General features: G+C 52.2%; 19 protein-coding genes. 6 read left to right on the top strand and 13 right to left on the bottom strand.

Going from position 1 to position 17,150, the window contains the following annotated elements:
* The first annotated feature begins 73 nt into the window (after positions 1-73).
* The 3 genes from ACO0LK_RS10700 to ACO0LK_RS10690 all read left to right on the top strand — a co-directional run bounded on the left by ACO0LK_RS10700 (position 74) and on the right by ACO0LK_RS10690 (position 1,220).
* Entirely contained in the window at positions 74-271 is a 198-nt protein-coding gene (locus ACO0LK_RS10700) for a hypothetical protein (protein WP_422974851.1), read from the top strand.
* Between the two features lie 109 nt (positions 272-380).
* A complete protein-coding gene (locus ACO0LK_RS10695) occupies positions 381-983 on the top strand; it encodes a DUF2242 domain-containing protein (RefSeq protein ID WP_422974849.1) in 603 nt (200 codons plus the stop codon).
* A 21-nt stretch (positions 984-1,004) separates the two neighbouring features.
* Positions 1,005-1,220: a DUF3820 family protein gene (locus tag ACO0LK_RS10690; protein WP_422974847.1), complete on the top strand. Its 216-nt coding sequence runs from the start codon at positions 1,005-1,007 to the stop codon at positions 1,218-1,220.
* 96 nt (positions 1,221-1,316) lie between these two features.
* Here ACO0LK_RS10690 and ACO0LK_RS10685 read toward each other — a convergent pair whose 3' ends face one another.
* From ACO0LK_RS10685 to ACO0LK_RS10660, 6 genes are all read right to left on the bottom strand, one after another.
* A complete protein-coding gene (locus ACO0LK_RS10685) occupies positions 1,317-1,715 on the bottom strand; it encodes a hypothetical protein (RefSeq protein ID WP_186948252.1) in 399 nt (132 codons plus the stop codon).
* Positions 1,716-1,905: 190 nt separating this feature from the next.
* The gene (locus ACO0LK_RS10680; protein WP_422974845.1) at positions 1,906-2,733 is read right to left on the bottom strand and encodes an SAM-dependent methyltransferase; all 828 of its coding nucleotides are present in this window, start codon (positions 2,731-2,733) and stop codon (positions 1,906-1,908) included.
* 153 nt (positions 2,734-2,886) lie between these two features.
* Positions 2,887-3,081: a hypothetical protein gene (locus ACO0LK_RS10675; protein WP_422974843.1), complete on the bottom strand. Its 195-nt coding sequence runs from the start codon at positions 3,079-3,081 to the stop codon at positions 2,887-2,889.
* Between the two features lie 173 nt (positions 3,082-3,254).
* Positions 3,255-4,940 carry a tetratricopeptide repeat-containing diguanylate cyclase gene (locus ACO0LK_RS10670; protein WP_422974841.1) on the bottom strand — a complete coding sequence of 562 codons (1,686 nt, stop codon included), beginning with the start codon at positions 4,938-4,940 and terminating at the stop codon, positions 3,255-3,257.
* Between the two features lie 107 nt (positions 4,941-5,047).
* Positions 5,048-5,263, bottom strand: a complete 216-nt coding sequence (locus ACO0LK_RS10665; RefSeq protein ID WP_422974839.1) for a hypothetical protein — start codon at positions 5,261-5,263, stop codon at positions 5,048-5,050.
* 101 nt (positions 5,264-5,364) lie between these two features.
* The gene (locus ACO0LK_RS10660) at positions 5,365-7,083 is read right to left on the bottom strand and encodes a M14 family zinc carboxypeptidase (RefSeq protein ID WP_422974837.1); all 1,719 of its coding nucleotides are present in this window, start codon (positions 7,081-7,083) and stop codon (positions 5,365-5,367) included.
* Positions 7,084-7,242: 159 nt separating this feature from the next.
* On the opposite strand from ACO0LK_RS10660, the gene ACO0LK_RS10655 reads away from it, so the two are divergent.
* Both ACO0LK_RS10655 and ACO0LK_RS10650 read left to right on the top strand, forming a co-directional pair.
* Positions 7,243-8,343, top strand: coding sequence for a threonine aldolase family protein (locus ACO0LK_RS10655; RefSeq protein ID WP_422974835.1), 1,101 nt, complete (start codon positions 7,243-7,245; stop codon positions 8,341-8,343).
* Between the two features lie 182 nt (positions 8,344-8,525).
* The gene (locus ACO0LK_RS10650) at positions 8,526-8,933 is read left to right on the top strand and encodes a hypothetical protein (protein WP_422974833.1); all 408 of its coding nucleotides are present in this window, start codon (positions 8,526-8,528) and stop codon (positions 8,931-8,933) included.
* On the opposite strand, the gene ACO0LK_RS10645 is transcribed toward ACO0LK_RS10650, so the two are convergent.
* Together ACO0LK_RS10645 and ACO0LK_RS10640 are read right to left on the bottom strand one after the other, a co-directional pair.
* Positions 8,924-10,354, bottom strand: coding sequence for an ATP-binding protein (locus ACO0LK_RS10645; RefSeq protein ID WP_422974831.1), 1,431 nt, complete (start codon positions 10,352-10,354; stop codon positions 8,924-8,926). The genes ACO0LK_RS10650 and ACO0LK_RS10645 overlap by 10 nt on opposite strands.
* A complete protein-coding gene (locus ACO0LK_RS10640; protein ID WP_422974829.1) occupies positions 10,351-11,046 on the bottom strand; it encodes a response regulator transcription factor in 696 nt (231 codons plus the stop codon). Before ACO0LK_RS10640 ends, ACO0LK_RS10645 begins: the two co-directional genes overlap by 4 nt.
* A 146-nt stretch (positions 11,047-11,192) precedes the next feature.
* Between ACO0LK_RS10640 and ACO0LK_RS10635 the strand changes: the two genes are divergently transcribed.
* Complete coding sequence (locus tag ACO0LK_RS10635) at positions 11,193-12,290, top strand: hypothetical protein (RefSeq protein ID WP_422974827.1); 1,098 nt, start codon at positions 11,193-11,195, stop codon at positions 12,288-12,290.
* A gap of 12 nt (positions 12,291-12,302) precedes the next feature.
* Here the strand turns inward: ACO0LK_RS10635 and ACO0LK_RS10630 are convergent, their stop codons facing one another.
* From ACO0LK_RS10630 to ACO0LK_RS10610, 5 genes are all read right to left on the bottom strand, one after another.
* Positions 12,303-12,770 carry an SRPBCC family protein gene (locus tag ACO0LK_RS10630; RefSeq protein ID WP_422974825.1) on the bottom strand — a complete coding sequence of 156 codons (468 nt, stop codon included), beginning with the start codon at positions 12,768-12,770 and terminating at the stop codon, positions 12,303-12,305.
* Positions 12,771-12,835: 65 nt separating this feature from the next.
* Entirely contained in the window at positions 12,836-14,140 is a 1,305-nt protein-coding gene (locus tag ACO0LK_RS10625; protein ID WP_422974823.1) for an acetamidase/formamidase family protein, read from the bottom strand.
* Positions 14,141-14,328: 188 nt separating this feature from the next.
* A complete protein-coding gene (locus ACO0LK_RS10620) occupies positions 14,329-14,886 on the bottom strand; it encodes a nucleotidyltransferase family protein (protein WP_422974821.1) in 558 nt (185 codons plus the stop codon).
* Positions 14,887-14,934: 48 nt separating this feature from the next.
* Positions 14,935-16,281 carry a TAXI family TRAP transporter solute-binding subunit gene (locus ACO0LK_RS10615; protein ID WP_422974819.1) on the bottom strand — a complete coding sequence of 449 codons (1,347 nt, stop codon included), beginning with the start codon at positions 16,279-16,281 and terminating at the stop codon, positions 14,935-14,937.
* Entirely contained in the window at positions 16,268-17,074 is an 807-nt protein-coding gene (locus ACO0LK_RS10610) for a competence/damage-inducible protein A (RefSeq protein ID WP_422974817.1), read from the bottom strand. Before ACO0LK_RS10610 ends, ACO0LK_RS10615 begins: the two co-directional genes overlap by 14 nt.
* Positions 17,075-17,150 lie beyond the last annotated feature (76 nt).

Genomic DNA, 17,150 nt, shown 5'->3' with positions numbered 1-17,150 from the left:
ACACCTCAAACAGGCTGGCAAGTTAAAATGCTGGCTATGCAGCGATTTGCTGGAATTGCAAGAAAGACACATCATGGCAAAAAAAAATGAACTTGATCCCGAAACCGAGGCGCTGATTGCCTGGTGTACGGAAGTGGAAGGCTTTCTGGTTGCTGGCGGTGCCACCGTGCATCAGGCGCAGGATCACATAGAAGAACAGATTGAATGGTTCACCGACTTGTTCTTTGATGGACTCAGCCCGGAAGAAGCCGCCAAAGAAGCACTGGCCTGACAGCGACAGTTCGCTCGCCTGCATTCATGCAGCATCATGCCGTCAACGAAATAAAAGAATTGAAATGAAGATGATTCACCGCTTAGTATTATTACCCGTCGTACTGTGCTTGGCTACTTTGAGCGCCTGTTCGACAACGAGCAAGCATGCCGGTACCCAGCATGAAGAATTTGGGGCTACCGGTGCATTTACCCGCAGCTTTCCTGGCAGCGAAAAAACTGCCTGCGAATCAGCCCGCCGCGCCTTGCTGAGCCAGGGCTATGTCATCAGCGACTGGAAACCTTCTGCCCTCAAAGGTCGCAGAAAATACCAGCCGGATGTCGATGTGCATGCAGAGATCGAATTCAATGTCGTCTGTGTCGCCGACAGCAAGGGCAGCAATAGCACGACCGTATTTGCGAATGCCATACGTGACCGTTATTCCTTAAAGAAAAGCAATACCTCGGCCAGTATCGGTGTCAGCGCCATCGGTTCGGTGTCGCTGCCGTTTGGCTCTACCGACGATGCGCTGGTCAAGGTCGCCAGTGAAACCATACCCACTGGCCAGTTCTATGAGCAATTCTTTGAGCTGGTAGAACGCTACCTGGACAGCGTGCCTTACATGCCGGATACCGAAGAAGACAAGAAGACCGTCGCGACACCAGCACCTGCAACGCAGGCTGCCACACCGGTGACACCACCGGAAACCGTCGTCAAGCAATCAGATGAATAAGCGATAAAGCAGATAAAACCCATGCAAGCCGATGACCTGCAACGCCTGTTGAGTTTCAAGATGCCTTACGGCAAATACAAGGACACGGTCATTGCCGACCTGCCCGGCCATTATCTGGGCTGGTTTGCCCGCGAAGGTTTTCCTAAGGGCGAGATTGGTCGCCTGCTGGAATTGATGTACGAGATCGACCACAATAACCTGGGTGAATTGCTGGTGCCACTCAGGAAGAAAGCCTGACTATTCAGGGCGACATCAGGCGGCCTGTGACAGGGCAGAACGACAAAAGGCAGACATGTTCAACATGCCTGCCTTTTTTATGTCCGGCAAAAAACCTTAGTTTGTTTTGGTAACGTCTTTGCTTTGACGCTTGCCTGCAGCAGTTGCTGGCAGGAATTTCATCGGGTCATTGACGCCTGCCGCATAGGCAGTCACCATGCTGCGCTGCCTGAGGCAGGAAGCGCTCAATACGGCTGCATCCGGTGCAGAGTTGCTGCACACTTGCAAGTCCTTGACGGTATCCAGAGGGATACCGGCAGCGGCCGCTACGGAGACGATGGATTGTGGATTGGCACCGCTGGCAACCAGGCTGTCTACCGTTGCTTGCAGGTTGGAACTGCTGGTCAGGGCTGTGAAGATACCGTCGACAGAAGTGTCCACGCCTTCAGCACAGGCAACTGACAAACCACCGGCCAAAGCCAGACCAATAAGTGTGTTCTTAAGCATTTTTTTCATAGTATCCCCCAACATGTCGACAAACCATTTTGTCTTTCGCAGCCAATTCTAAATAAGAGCAAATCAAATTGAAAGCGCTTATTTGTAACCTGGAAAGTATTTTTAAATGAAATTTGTTAAATCATTTACGAAAATTTCCACTCAGCAATAAAATACAATGCAAAACCGTAAAACTTTGTCTCTTCTACTATCAGGCTAACTGCTCGGCGAGATTTCTTTGTGCTGCCAGCGCGTTCAACTGATCAATCACGGCCTGATCTTTTTCCAGCGTTTTTGCCGGTGGTATCACCAGGGTCGTGATTTGCCGGAAAGCTGCGTTTGGCAAATCACGCAACAACAGTTTTTCCTTGCGCGTTTTTTCCAGCGGATCGGTGGCGGCTTCATACAGTATCACTTCATGATCGAGCGGGTAGCTACGGCTGAGTTTGTCCACCACGATCTGCAAGTGCGCGGGTTCAGTGTCAAAGCGTTTCAGACTCAGATCACCGGCTATGCCTATCTGCCATAAGATCAGCAGCGCCGTCGGATCCAGTTGCCGTTGATAAATCATGAACTGTGTACTTTCCATGGACTGCATGCCATAGCTGCCGGGGTCTATGCCCAGGTCTGCCACCAGGCAATCCAGTGCTGAAATGCCCGGCTCCATGTGTGCTTCAAAACCTTCGGCACGTGCATCGGCTATCGCCATATGCGAGATGCAGGCAAAAATGCCGGGATGACCATAAAAGGCGGCACACACTTTCTTCCCGGCCCTGACTTCTTTCAGGATGGTATCGGCCATGCGGCGATAGGTATCGCGACGGGTCTTGCCGTCCACTTTGGTATCGTCATAATGATCGTTGAGACAGACATATTCTTTCGCCACGCCCTGTAGCCATTTGCGGGTAAAGATGTTGGGTATTGCGGCAATCACGATATCGAAAGTTTCAATATAGCTTTGCGCCTTGGGCGTCAACTGCCCTCCCATACGCATGCCGGTACCCACACAGACCAGTGAACCTTGAGTTTGATTTGTCATAGACTTTACAATAAGGACAACTTTGTACATTGCTGCGTCTTGCAACATAAGGATTTGACTACCATGAGCAAAGCAAGCAACTCTGCTTCGCTCATTTTTTTGACTATTTTTCTTCCGGCGCATCAGCCATTGAAAGAAAACAACACAAAGCCATCAGGTCGCGATGGCATCTTCTTCAGAATGCATCCTATTGCCCTTAAAATCAAAAGGGTTTTCTATCGTATCGAGTAAATCGAAATCCTTGAACGGGATATCAAAGAAAGCAGAAATCTCTTTCCTGTTCTGCTTCAACAAGACCGCCTGCTCGTCAACAGACAAAACAAGACTGAGGGTCCTGTCTGCCAGCATGGATCAGACCAGCATTTGCATCTAAAACATTCAAAGATCCAAAAATCTGGACATACGGTTCATCTTGATGAGCAAACTATTTTGGTGGTATTCGCACCAAGGATTTTACGCCACTTTTTTAGGCAATCAGAAACGTATATTTTACATTCTTTAACTATTGGGATTACGAATAACTATCGGTACACGGTCACACAGTTACGCCCTTCGGCCTTGGAGTTGTACAAAGCCTTGTCTGCTGCTTCCAGCGTGGCGTCAAAGCTTGTCAAGCCGTTACTGTCTACTGTGGCGACACCAAAACTGGCTGACAATGGGAAACGATAACCGCTGGGCTCGGTATCGATCATGGCGATAGCCATACGACAACGTTCTGCCAGTTGCAGGGCCGACGACTGATTTGAATCCGGCATGCAAATACCGAATTCTTCACCACCGAGACGCCCAAACAAGTCTTCTTTGCGCAAATGGGTCTTGATGGTTTCGCACACATTCTTGAGCACCCAGTCACCGGTAGCGTGGCCAAAAGAATCATTAATATTCTTGAACAAGTCCATATCAAACAGGATGATGCTCATGCTGCCGGTACGCATTTTGAAGGCCTCATTCGATGAGGTCATGAAATGCATGCGGTTTGCAGCCTGGGTCAAACCATCTGTCTGTGAGAATTCGCGGAACTGGTTTTTCTGTTGCAGGGTCTTGATCAGCCACAAGACCACCAACACCATAATGATGACGACCAGAATGATGACCAGCCATAAATTCTGATTACTTTTCTTTTCCAGCTCGCGCTCAACAGCCAGGATTTTATTTTTCTGTTCCAGCAGGCTCAGTTGATTGGATTTATCCTGGGTATCAAATTTAACCCGCTGGAAAGCAAGATTTCTATGCAACTGGTCATCCAGTACACGGTTTTTTAATGCCAGTGCTGTTTCATAATATTCCAGCGAACCTGCAAATTGCCCCTGTGCACGCTTGATACTGGCCATGGTTTCGGCGGTTTTCTCCATAATCTGGACGGCGCTGCCCGACTTCGCATGCTGGTAGGCTTGCAGACCATAACGTTCGGCCTGCTCCAGATTGCCGGTATGCAGAAAAGCGCGTGCCATCGCCTCTTCCAGCATGGTCAGGTAATCCGAGCTTTGCGTGGTTTTGGAAAATTCGGTCAATAGCGCCAGACCCGCGCCTTTACCCTGCTGATAATTGCCAGAATCGATCAGGTCGATACAGGCCAGTGTCTGTAACAATAACGCGAAAAAATTCCGCCCATGTGATGCACACAAATTTATGGCTTCGGGCAAGAGTGATCTGGCCTTTTGACGTTCACCTTTGAGGAAATTGATTTCCACCAGATCACCCATGGCGATACAGGTGGAACCACTGCGCTCTACATCACCGTCCAGCGCCATCATGCGGTCAGCATAGACCAGTGCCTCGTCATAGGCACGCAGGGAATTGAGCAGAGTAATCGCTGCCTGTAGCGTATCGACCTTGGCATTCTGATTGGTTAATTTGGGCAGCAGGATGATGCTTTCATTGATGGCCATCAATGCTTTTTCATATTCACCCAGGCTGGTGTAGCCAGACGATAGCTGGTACAGATAACGGACACGGTAATCGGGGTCTTTGACAAAACTCAAACGTGATTCGACCAGTTCAACACGTTCTTTGTGGCGGCCTTTGAAGCCATAGGCGGAAGCAGCAAGCAAAAAATAACGATTTCTTTGCGCATCGCTGAAGGTAGGTTCCAGTTCGCTCAAGCGTGCGATGGTGGCAGATACCACATCGGGCGCACTTCTGATTTCCTGCGCCATTTGTGACAACATGCCATCCACGCTTTCTGTTTCGCGTGCGGCTATTTGCATACTTGCGCAAAGTCCGGTTACAAGCAATATGGCCGTGAAAAATTTTAACTTCAAGCCTGAGATCATCGCTTATACCGGAGTTTGTTATGAATGCGCAATTACTACAATCAGTAGGTTGTTTCAGTCGTATCAAGAGCAGGAAGTTCTTCAGCAGAAATTCCCAGCAATCCGGCAACTACTTCTTTGTCACCAGACAAAACAGCAGATTGCTCTTCACTTGTCAGACCAAAATCATCCATGACAGCAGCAGGATCGCTCTTGTGGGCAGCCAGTGCGGCACTATCTTTATCCAGTGTATTCAAGTACTCAAGCAGTTTAGACATGTTGATTCACCTTCCATTTAACTTCGTGGGTTAAGAAACGAGGGTCATACTGATGAAGATTCTATTATGATTCTGTAAAAGTTGTAACAAATTTCACGCGTTTACGCCATCAATCGCAACACGGGATAACGGCGCCATTCGGGTTCATGGAAGCGCTGGCAACGTTGGAAAATAAAATCCAGCACCGCTTCTTGCTTGTCCAGCAAGTCAGGGTTATCCAGTTTCCACTCTTCAAATGCCTGTTTCACCTCAGGTTCAGTGGCAAGAATCTCGCTGGCGGTGTCTTCAAATACATAGTCGGAATAGGCTTCCTTCTTTTCCAGCACGCTGTTGAAAAATCCCCAGCGAAAGAAACTGTCATGCGCCTGCGGTTCCAGGGTTTCGACGATGTAGCGGGCTTTATCCTGATCCAGCGACACCAGATAATCACCTGCATGCACCGCCATGTTCCGTGTCACCGCCTGCAATTGCACATCATCATGGAACAGATGGCCCTCGTAGGCATGCGGGCGTGATGTAACAGAAAGTATCTGATACACCTCGGCCTGTAGGCTGCTATCGTCTTCCACTCTGTGCATCTGCACGCCATTCCATTGCAGGCGTTCGATCACGGCGCGCCAGGCTTGCGGTACCAGATAGGCTTTTGGCTGCTGCACGCTGATGTCGGCAACGAAGCGGTCATAGTAGGCAATCGGTTTTTCCCATGGCTGGCTGCGGTCGTAGGCCAGACGCTGGTAATTTCCTAATATACTGGGGATATATATTGCATTGTAGCCCTTGAATAAAAACTGCGAAGGCTGGTTGTGATCAGCCGCCCAGTGCACCGCCACCTGTTGCTGCTGGCTGGCTGTCTGGCGTGCCTTTGCCCGCAAGTCCTGTATCTGCACCGCATTGGCAACAGTGAAGGACAGCACGCTCTCCACCAGTGCACGCATGGATGCATAACGGTCAGCAAAGGGTTTCAGCATATGGGTTTCTGGCATGAAACCGATGGTGTGATGCACGGCTGCATAGCCGGTAGAAAAGCGCGGCGTTTCCAGGAAATCTTCTATGCCATGATCTGGGCTGTCCTTGACCGGGTTCACATACGGGCAGGTGGGCCAGCCCCGTTGTTGCATATCGGCATAAATGGCTGGCAACATGGTGTCGCGCAAGTAGGGCCCCAGGCCATAGCCCAGCTTGTCAGCCTGGGTTTGTATCAGGGTCATGGTGTAATGGTAATCGGCACCATTCGAGGTATGGGTATCGACCATGACGTCCGGGTTCCATTCGCTGAAGAAGCGGTTGAATACCTGGGCGTTTTCGCTATCACATTTGATGAAATCACGATTCAGGTCCAGATGCAGGCTATTGCCGCGAAAGCCGAATTGTTCCGGCCCATCCTGATTCACTCGGGAAGTATTCTGACGATTTACGCTGCCATCAACGTTATACACAGGGATAAACAGAAACACTGTTTTACCTAGTGCCGTCAGTCGCTCTGGCTGGGTACAGAAATCACGCACCAGGGCCATGCAGGCATCTATGCCTTCCGGTTCGCCCGGATGGATGCCATTGTTATTGAAAAAGACCGGACGCTGTTCCTGCCGGATGCGGTTGCGGTCGAACACGCCGTCGGCAGTCACCACACCGGCATGAATGGGGCGGCCGCTATCCGATACCCCGATTTGCGAAAACTGCAGCACGGCAGGAAACTGCGCTGCCAGTCCTTGATAAAACCTGATGCAGTCTTCCCAGCTTGTGGTCTGGTTGTGGTTGCCGGCTTCATAGGGTGTAAGAAAACTGGCAGGACTGCTGACGTTCACTGACGGGGATGACATAGGATGTGTAAACTCGTAAATAGTCGATGCGCGAGATTTTATCTCACAAGCAGGCAAACTGGCATGGCATACTCGTGTCGGATTGAAACAATTTTCTTCTTGAACTCATTTCACTGACAGGGGTCGAATGCGTTCTAATCGATTGCCGGAGAACTTACCTTGACCGACGCCGAAATTTTGGCCCTGCGCCTGAGCTGCCACACGACACTACCCGGCCATCACAGCATGAGCCCGGCCCAGACTTTTGCCCGCATGGCAGCCTGGTGCGAGCAACATCAGGTGCAACACGACACCTATGGCGAGGGTGAACTGGTACAGGCATTTGAACAAAAAGTCGCCGCATTGCTGGGCATGGAAGCCGGCCTGTTTTGCATGACCGGCACCATGACCCAGGTCACAGCCTTGCGACTGGCCTGCGAAGAGCGAGGCAGCAACCTGGTCGCCCTGCATGCCAGTTCACATATTCTGGTCCACGAAAAAAGCAATTACCAGTTGCTACAGCATTTCAATGCACTGCAAATCGGCAACCCGCATCGCCCCTGGTTGCTGAAAGACTTGCAGGCCGTGCCAGACAAACTGGCAGCAGCGCAATATGAATTGCCGATGCGCGAAATCGGCGGGCAATTACCACCGTGGGAAGAGCTGGAAGCCATCAAGGCCTGGTGTCGTGAAGCCGATATCCACCTGCATATGGATGGTGCCCGCCTGTGGGAAGCCGCCGCCGGTTACGGACGCAGCCTGGCTGATGTTGCCAATGGTTTTGATACTGCCTATGTCTCGTTCTACAAAGGCATAGGCGGGCTGGGTGGTGCCATGCTATTGGGCAGCGCAGAATTCATTGCCAGGGCAAAAGTATGGATGCACAGGCAAGGCGGCAGTATCTTCCGGCGCAGCCCCTATGTGGTGTCGGCAGCCATGCAGTTTGACGACAGGCTGGCCGCCCTGCCCACCTGTTTTGCCCGTACACAATGGCTATTTGAAACCCTGCGCGACTACCCTGTATTCAAGACCAATCCGGCAGTACCACAATGCAATATGCTACACCTGTACCTGCCGGTGGATAGAGATACTGCCATCACCATCCGCAACCGTATTGCGCAAGAACACGGAATATGGCTATTCAATAATGCCGTCCACACGGCCTTGCCTGGCCAATGTATGTTTGAATGGTATGTGGGCGATAATTTACTCGTCATGGATGATGCAACGGTCAGACGTGCAATGACTCTGCTGGAAGATGCAGTGACAGCCACCACTTAAAAGCCAGCCGTTTTGTAGCTTTCAGCCAGGTCCTGTCAGAGCCTGGCTGCTATGTTAGTCATCGCACATACAAGACTTTAATTCTTCATTATTCTTCTATTCATTGTTTCATGTTTTTTTTTAAACATGAATGGGCATCAAGGCAAATTGCCTGCGTGCATTCTCATAATGGAGGAAGAAAAATGGTAAATTTAATCAATCTGAAATCAGACAAGTTCAAGTATGACCCGAATCATTTGTTTGATACCCTGATAAAGCGCCTGCATTTAAAAAACGATGCAGCCCTGTCCCGATTGCTGGACGTGGCACCGCCGGTGATCAGCAAAATCCGTCACCATCGCCTGCCCATAGGCGCGTCGCTGATGATCAGCATGCATGAAGCCAGCGGCCTCAGCATCAAGGAATTGCGTGCCCTGATGGGCGACAAGAGAGAAAACTTCCGAATTACTGATCTGCAATTGAAACCCATACTTGCAAATGAAAGTTCGGCCCGCACGGAACGTGCATCATCAAATACGGAACGTGCATCATCAAATACGGAACGTGCTTCCTCGCCGAAAACAGAGAGAACTGTCAGCCGTCAATATTGAATGGTTGAAGGCTTCGGAAAAACCAGCGTCAAGCGTGCGCCCGGGAATTCGCTGCGCGCTTCTCCATTGTCTATGTCGACATGGCCGCCGTGCAATTCGATAATGGTCTTGATAATGACCGACCCCAGGCCCAGTGAAATACCGGATTGCCTGCTCGGTAAGCCGGCAAACATCAGACGTGTATCACGCCTTTGTCCAAAACGGGAAATGCCATCGCTGGAAATGCCGGGGCCATCGTCTTCCACCACCAGCTCCAGCGTATCGGCAAGCGCCTGTAGCCGTATGCGTACCCTGCTTTGCGCATAGCTGGCGGCATTGTCAAACACATTGCGCAATAGCCTGAAAATGAGATAGGCATCGCCACTGATGTATGCATTGTGCGCGCAAGTAGCGTCAATCTGTAATTCAAAAGCGATGGGCTGCTCAGTCTGCTGCTGGTTGTGAACGGAATGTCCGGTTTCGGCTTTCAGCAAGTCACACAGATCAAAGCTGCTTGCCTGATTACGATAACGTGGTTCATCAATATTGGCGATAAAGAACAGGTCATCGATCAGCCGGGTGAAATAATCCAGCTCGCTGTTGACGACGTTGAAAAATTCCTGCCTTTCCTGCTGTTCCATATCGTCGCCGTGCACGGTCAGGGTGTCAATCGCCGTGCGCAGGCTGGTCAGCGGTGTACGTAAGTCATGGCCCAGTTCCTGCAATAATTCGCGCCGCGTTTTTTCGATTGCCTGCAATTGCGTGACCAGCCGCTGTATCTCATCACCCATGGCATTAAAATGCTGCATCAGGCCGCCTATGGCATCCAGACGGCCCGATGTGAACCGTGCCGTCAGATCACCCGCTTCCATGCTTTGTATCACGCGCCGTGCTTCGGCAGAACGACCGCGCAGATACAGAGTCAGCAATAACAGTCCCAGCAAAATGGCGGCAATCAGGGTCACCACGAACAATATCCCCATCGTCAGAAAAGCACCCCGCGCCGGGGTGCCGGGGTTGTTCACCAGCAGGTAAACCGGCTCGGATGATTGCAGGCGCACGATGGCAGACGCGGCACTGCCAGAAAAGAAACGCCCGCGCGCAACCACGTCATGAATGGCGTCAGGCTTTTTGCGCTCCAGCAGGCTGGCGGGCGGTTTTTCACCTTCGACACTACTGGCCAGCACCTGATTGTCGGCATTGACGACCCACATTTCCAGCGCAATGGCAGGTGATTCACTGCGATAAGTCTGCACCCTGTGCAAGCCTTCGGCATAGTCATGCCCTTCGACGATACGGGCAATGAACAGATACATACTGCGCTGCACTTCATCACCGGGCCGCGTCGTCACTTCCCGTATCATCCACAGATACACCAGACTCAACAGCACAGAGAAAAATACACTGATCACCACAAAACGCAACCACAGGGGACGACTCATGCAGACTCCAGTTTATAACCCACGCCATAAATGGCGACGATGCGCTCCACGGCACCTGCATCTTTCAATTTGCGCCGCAAATGACTGAGATGCGAATCGATGGTGCGATCGTAAATGACATTGCTGTCTTCAAACTGATTCAAAATCTGTTCGCGGGTAATGGCATCACCATTGGCCCGCACCAGTAGCATCAGCACTTCATATTCTTTCTTGCCCAGTTGCAGCGGCGTGTCACCAACACTGACAGTGCGACGCTGGCTATCCATCTGTATGGCGCCATAGCTGATCACAGGGCGGTTTACAGCTTCTGGCTGACGCCGGCCCAGCAGACGGCGCATGCGGGCGCTGAGTTCACGCAGGCCACAGGGCTTGCGTATGTAATCATCTGCCCCGCCTTCTATGCTGGAGACGACTGCCCCCTCATCAGTACGGGCAGATAACATCAATATGGGTGTAGCAGGATGCAACAGGCGCAATTGCCGGCAAAGGTTAATACCGTCACCGTCGGGCAAGCCGACATCCAGCAAGATCAATTCAAATACCTGCTGCTGTAGCAACTGCATGGCCGCAGCCACACTGGCAGCATGACTGAGCGCAAAACCTTCATAACGCAGGCCCATGCTCAGGGTACGGGCGATCATGGGATCGTCTTCGACAAACAGCACAGAATGGGCAGGAATCGCAGGATGCATGGATGGAGAAACAAGTAGTAACAATTTAATTGCCTTCATTTTGCCATAGCACGGGTAAGCGGGCCTGCTTCCATCAAAATTACAGAATTGATGACTACAGTCAGGACAAGATGTAAACCACGTTTTTGTCCTTACTGGAGATGATCATGCCTTACCCTTCTGTTTCTTCGCTGTTGACGGTCGCCACCATGGTAACTGCCAGCAGCCTGCTGAGTGCCTGCGGCGGATCTGGCAGCACAGATGCCGCCGCACCACCGGCGGCCACCACCACCACCACCACCACCGGCACGACAACGGGAAGCGTTACCCCCCGCATTGCCGCTGCAATTGCCGCCGCCAAAACAGCCGCCAGCACCGACCCGCTGTGCAGTGTAGACAAGCTTGGTGATTTTTACTGGGAAATTGGTAACGCTACCGACAGCACACCTGTGGTATCCGGCGCGCAAGGTACCGGCACTGTCACGGCAACGACGTATTTCAACATTGCGTCTGCATCGAAATGGATATTTGGTGCCTATGTGCTGGAAAAGAAAGGCATAGATCAGGTCCGCAGCAATACCTCACTTAGCAACGGTTTGCGTTTCATGTCCGGCTATACCGGCTTTGATGAAGAAGCCTGCGTCGGCAAACTCAGCATCAATGGCTGTTTTATCGCCGGCATGGATGGCACCAGCGGCAAGACCAGCCAGCCCGACCCGACGACAGTCAACCTGTTTGACTATGACAGCGGGCATGATCAGAAACTGGCCAGTGTAGACCTGGGCCTGGGCAACTTCACTGCCGCCCAGCTTGATACCGAATACCAAAACACCATAGGCCTGAGCAAGGGTTTCAATATGGCACCGCTAGACCCGCTGATGGCAGGCGGCATGCTGGGTACCGCTACTGATTATTCCCTGTTCCTGAAAAAAATCATGAAACAGGAACTGGAAATCGGCCGTTACCTGGGTGACCAGGCAGTGTGTGCGCTGGCAGCAGCCTGTCCGGGCAAAGTGGTGTATTCACCGATACAATTATTGAACGAACCCTGGACATATTCATATAACCACTGGGTAGAATCGGAACAGGGCAAGGGCAGTATTGACGCCTATTCCAGCCCGGGAAAATGGGGTTTCTACCCCTGGGTATCGCCTGACAGAAAATACTACGGCATCCTGTCGCGCCACGACAAGTCAACCGGTGCCTATGTCGCTTCCGTCAAATGCGGGCGTCAGATACGCAAGGCGTTCATGAATGCGCTGTAATTGCTGTTATCGCTAACCCACTGCCACAGGAACGGCGACAAAATGCCGTTCCGCATAGGCGGTCAGGGCGACGATGCGCTTTTCTGTTTCGCGCTTGAATTTCAGACACAGGATGGGTGTCAACACCCATGACAGCCAGCGCGGTCTGGCGGTGATGTTATACGAGAAGCGCACGCGGGTAATTTCATCCGACAGGGCCTTGAAGTGCCAGCCACCGGCAAACTGATCGAAGATATATGGCCCGTCGACCATCTTGACGGCAGCCACTTCATTCGGTTTGTAGGATACATATTCAATATCCATAGACAAGCCATTGACGCCTATGCAGCGCGCCTGTGCACCTACTGCCGCCTGCGTAGCGTTGATCAGATAGGCCTCACTGGTCAGCGTATCCCATGCTGACCTGAGGGTGTAATCCTGCGTCAGGTCAAAGAGATATTTGGCACCGGCACGCACTTCGAATTCATGTTTGATCAGCATAGTCTGGGCCGATAATATCGATGTCAAAATTTAACACATATTGTCCTGTATCGCTTGTACCAGATTTATTGGCGACGCAAAGTCGCCAGCACAGCTTTGTCGAGTTTCGCTACCACACCGACGCTACGGCCCGCCAGATTGGGGATGCTGAAATGAATGGCGCTACCAAGTATCTGGGCGCATTCAGACAGGCTGAGTCCATAATCCTGTTGCAGCCATTGCACCATACCGCTGGTGGCCGCCCGCAGGGCGTCATCCAGTGAACCGGCCTGGCCCAGCACCATGATCTGCGTTGGTGACTCTACCCTGGGTGATGCAACAGATTTACCTTTGATGACGTCGACGGTAAATTCTACGTCCATCGAGGTTTCCAGCGCATATTGTGAGGTCTCGCCATCACCTTGCAAGGCATGGGCGTCGCCCAGGTAAAGCAAGGCACCCGGTTGCTGCACTGTCAGGTAGACGGTATTGCCTTCGACTACTTCATTAAAATCCATATTGCCGCCAAAGCGGCCCGTGTCGCCGGTAGAAATCGGCGGTGATCCATTGCCAGGTGCCACTGCCAGCCCACCCAGCATGGGGCGGACCGGCAGGCTGAGCCCATGCAAGCCTGCCGTCGGTTTTTCCGGGCTGGCCAGGCCGCGTTCACGGTCGAGCTTCCAGCGTATGGGCTTGCCCAAATCACCTGCTTTGGCTGCCAGCCCCGGGCCCATTGCCCTGCCGACGATACTGTCCAGGCTGTCAGCATAATCGCGGTTCAGACGCAGACGTTTCAGGTGGATCACCAGGGTGTCACCCGGCTCGGCCGTGGACACATAAAATGGCCCGGTCTGCGGATTACCATACAGGGCTTTGGTCACGCCATGTTCATCCACACCGCCAGAATCGATGGTCTTGGTATGCACCGTATCACCGGGCCAGACCGTCAGCACCGGCAAACGATGCGGGCTGAATTCATTTGAATAATCTTTAGGCTGGAAATCGTAGACCCGCGCTGGCCCCGCCGGACGTTCAGGCAAGCGGCGGGCGCTGAAGGCATGGCTGGCCCTGGCCTGCGGATTATTTGTGTCGGGAAAGTCAGCCACGCCCTGCATCACATCCTGCATCGCATCCTGAGTAAACGTGCCGGTGTAGGTGTAGTGGGCCTTGTCCTTGTCGGTCACGGCAAAGCTAATGCGGCCCGCATTGCGGGTACCGGTCAGGCTGTCACCATCGATTTGGCCGCTGATGGTATTGCCTGCTGCTTTCAGGGTCATCGCCTGGTAAGAAATATTGCCCCAGCGATCAAGCTGCACCAGCCATTGTTCTTCACCCGCTGCCAGCACCCATCCGGGGACCAGTGCTATCAACAACATCGCCACTCGCAACATGGTTTTTCCTATCGCAAAAATAATATGCAGGTCATTCTAAATGTAGAAGGCAGTCATATCGCATTAAATGCGATGGAATGCACATTACCACGACCGGATCGCAAAATTGCAGACACAGATGATCAGCGACTGAATCTAAAACTGAATCTAAAGCTGAATATGGAAACGAATCACAGACTTGTAGACGCTCAGATCATTCCGCCCTGATCAATCCTCAACCACGGCCAGCGGCTTTGATATGACGCCGCCTTTTGCTCAAACATATCTCGGTAGGGTGTCAGGGGGTTCATGCTCAATATGCCTTCGTATAGCATGGCAAGGCCATTGGGTGCATAGATTGCATCCGGGCGAATGCCGACACAGGTGGCGGGAATAAGGAAACGGTCGATACCATCGGCGGCGCAAGCCAGGGCATCATAAGGATGGCCAAAATAGGATTCGTACCAGAGGTGGACGCGCGCCTGGTTGCATGCTTCTACCGTAATCCCCAGGTCACCCAGCAGCTTGTCAACCCGCGCCTGCACTTCCTGCTCTCTTGCCTCGCTCAAATCATTGGCATCGTAATAAAACAGGTCGTAGTCTTTAATGTCCGCTTCTGGCGCACGACCTGCCTGTTTGTTCCAGATGGTCTGGAACAAACACCCTGCCACCAGCCAGCCATCGGGAAGCGCCAGGGCATCCCAGCGTTCTAGTATGGCCTTGTTATTACGGTTGGTGAGTACGTCGGTCAGGAAGCGGTTTTGCATTGAATAAAGTGGAGAATTGAAGGTAGTCAAACAAGGAATCACAAGCCATCAAGTCGCAGCCTGCGCTGCCCCAGCCTTCATCATTGCCTCTACTCTGGCACGAACGAAGTTGATGTGGCTGCGCAGGCCATACAGTTCTTCGGCATAGGACAGCGGTATGGTGATGCGGTTGACCTTTTCTTCGATTTCATCAAGGTGACGTAATTGTTTGGTGGCCACGGCCTGCAATTCTGCCGGGGGGATACTTTCTATCGATTGTTCAACCAGGCGCAATTGTCCATACCAGCGATAGATACGCGAGCGTATGCGCCATACATATAAGGGTGGAATGATCTTGGATAGTGGCAGGAACAGTGCGCCCAGGGCAACCAGCACCACCCACATGCGTTCAAAGAAATTTGCTACCCAGAAGGTCAGGTAACGTTGCAGCATGGGCGGGCCGTTTTTATAGAATTTTTCGGCTTCTCTTGCCACCGGAATTTCCGTGTATTTATCCGATGGGAATTCACCCTGCTTGCTGAACCAGTCTGCGCCGCTATGTATGCGCCGCGCAGCCTGCAACAGCAAACCTATCAGTGCCGGATGCAGGCTTTCATGGGCGACCAGGGTGGCAGTGGGTGCGATCAGGTGATAATCGCGAGCCGGAATATCGCGGCCTATATCGACGATGCCACGCGGCAGCACCACATGCGACAGGAAGGGAAAGCGACGGGTATACGCTTCGGCCTGGACAAAATCGAACAGCCGTATGCCGGGCGTCTGCAACAGCATTTGCACCAGTGGCGAATCGCTGGCAGAACTGAAGATCAGCACATCCACCTTGCCGTCCAGCAAAGCGACCGTGCCTGGCGTATCTGCCAGTTTCTGTAGGCTGACATCCTCCGTCGTCATACCGTTGACGCTGAGTATCTGGTCAAACAGGCGGGCCACGCCGGTGCCATCGGGGCCAACATTGACGGTCTTGCCCCTGAACTGGCTGACGGTGCTGACTTCTTTGGGGCTGCGATAAAACACCCAGATAGGTTCATAAAACAGGCTGCCCAGTGAGATCAGGCCACGTTCCTGGGCCAGCGTTTCTTCGATGGAGCCGCTGCGTACAAAACCGACTTCGATTTCGGAATCCGGGTCGCTGATGCGTGCCAGGTTTTCTTCTGAACCTAGCGAAGATTGCTGGCGCAATACGATCTGGTTTTTGGCCAGTTCTTGCGCATAGCGTTTGGCAAAGCGTTCATACGCCCCATTGGCCTGACCAGTGGACATATCAATGATGCGCGATGGTGCCGGGTCTACCAGCCAGTAACCAACACCGCAAACGATCACCACCATCAGCGTGACCGGGCCAAAAGCGACCAGCAGATCACGCAGATTGAACAGGGTGAATTTAATCTTCTGCATGTTTTTGCGGGGTAGGAATATAGTCAGTCGTCAGTTTCTGCAAGCCTTCCAGCATGGTGTCATAAGCGATGTCCACCTCTTGCTGACCGCCCTTGACGCCCAGTTCTATATGCCGACGTTCGGTTGCACTGCCGACGCTGGGCAGGCTGAAGACCTTGATGCCAACATAGGTGGCTTCCAGTTCTTCCATGAGGGGCGTCAGTATGGACTCGGCAATTTCATACACCAGCACAGATTTTTCAAATTGTGCATTCTTGTGAAACAGATGAGAAAAATAGGTATCCAGCACCCATTCCAGCATGGGCCAGGCCATGACCGGGAAGCCTGGTACAAAGAAATGATTCCGTATCGAAAAACCGGCAATCTTGTTGAAGGGATTGGGGATGATGTCCGCACCCTGCGGGAATTCGCCCATCTTCAGACGGTGCAGGTTATCAGGGGTATTCAGGTCCGCCACTTCGCCTTTTTCTTTGGCGATATCGATGATGCGTTCCTGGATCAGGAGTTTGGCTTCGGGGTGCAGAGTGATTGGCAAACCGAGCGCAGCAGCCGCACACTGGCGCGTATGATCATCAGGCGTGGCACCGATACCGCCGGTAGAAAATACGATATCACCGCTGGCAAAACTGCGTTTCAGGGTGGCGGTAATGCGCTCACGGTTGTCGCCTATGTATTCTACCCAGTCCAGTTGCATGCCACGTGCCTTCAGCAGGGCAATGACCTTGGACATATGCTTGTCTTCGCGTTTGCCGGATAAAATTTCATCTCCGACTATGATCAAACCTATCGCCACAATCCACTCCCCTTTTCATTCATGAAGCCTCTATTGTGCGCCATTTTCGATCTGGCGGGTGAGAGCTGGGTGAGAG

The organism is Undibacterium sp. Ji49W, assembly GCF_049340205.1.
Lineage (GTDB): Bacteria > Pseudomonadota > Gammaproteobacteria > Burkholderiales > Burkholderiaceae_D > Undibacterium.
The sequence above is the reverse complement of the archived record's forward strand: the minus strand, read 5'-3'. Positions and strand labels throughout refer to the sequence as shown.

Coding starts and splice junctions, on each gene's coding strand:
- ACO0LK_RS10690 (WP_422974847.1), top strand. CDS start 1,005: ATGCAAGCCGATGACCTGCAACGCCTGTTGAGTTTCAAGATGCCTTAC.
- ACO0LK_RS10640 (WP_422974829.1), bottom strand. CDS start 11,046: ATGCATCCTGCGATTCCTGCCCATTCTGTGCTGTTTGTCGAAGACGAT.
- ACO0LK_RS10650 (WP_422974833.1), top strand. CDS start 8,526: ATGGTAAATTTAATCAATCTGAAATCAGACAAGTTCAAGTATGACCCG.
- ACO0LK_RS10670 (WP_422974841.1), bottom strand. CDS start 4,940: ATGCAAATAGCCGCACGCGAAACAGAAAGCGTGGATGGCATGTTGTCA.
- ACO0LK_RS10620 (WP_422974821.1), bottom strand. CDS start 14,886: ATGCAAAACCGCTTCCTGACCGACGTACTCACCAACCGTAATAACAAG.
- ACO0LK_RS10700 (WP_422974851.1), top strand. CDS start 74: ATGGCAAAAAAAAATGAACTTGATCCCGAAACCGAGGCGCTGATTGCC.
- ACO0LK_RS10680 (WP_422974845.1), bottom strand. CDS start 2,733: ATGACAAATCAAACTCAAGGTTCACTGGTCTGTGTGGGTACCGGCATG.
- ACO0LK_RS10665 (WP_422974839.1), bottom strand. CDS start 5,263: ATGTCTAAACTGCTTGAGTACTTGAATACACTGGATAAAGATAGTGCC.
- ACO0LK_RS10685 (WP_186948252.1), bottom strand. CDS start 1,715: ATGAAAAAAATGCTTAAGAACACACTTATTGGTCTGGCTTTGGCCGGT.
- ACO0LK_RS10635 (WP_422974827.1), top strand. CDS start 11,193: ATGCCTTACCCTTCTGTTTCTTCGCTGTTGACGGTCGCCACCATGGTA.
- ACO0LK_RS10645 (WP_422974831.1), bottom strand. CDS start 10,354: ATGAGTCGTCCCCTGTGGTTGCGTTTTGTGGTGATCAGTGTATTTTTC.
- ACO0LK_RS10615 (WP_422974819.1), bottom strand. CDS start 16,281: ATGCAGAAGATTAAATTCACCCTGTTCAATCTGCGTGATCTGCTGGTC.
- ACO0LK_RS10625 (WP_422974823.1), bottom strand. CDS start 14,140: ATGTTGCGAGTGGCGATGTTGTTGATAGCACTGGTCCCCGGATGGGTG.
- ACO0LK_RS10630 (WP_422974825.1), bottom strand. CDS start 12,770: ATGCTGATCAAACATGAATTCGAAGTGCGTGCCGGTGCCAAATATCTC.
- ACO0LK_RS10675 (WP_422974843.1), bottom strand. CDS start 3,081: ATGCTGGCAGACAGGACCCTCAGTCTTGTTTTGTCTGTTGACGAGCAG.
- ACO0LK_RS10660 (WP_422974837.1), bottom strand. CDS start 7,083: ATGTCATCCCCGTCAGTGAACGTCAGCAGTCCTGCCAGTTTTCTTACA.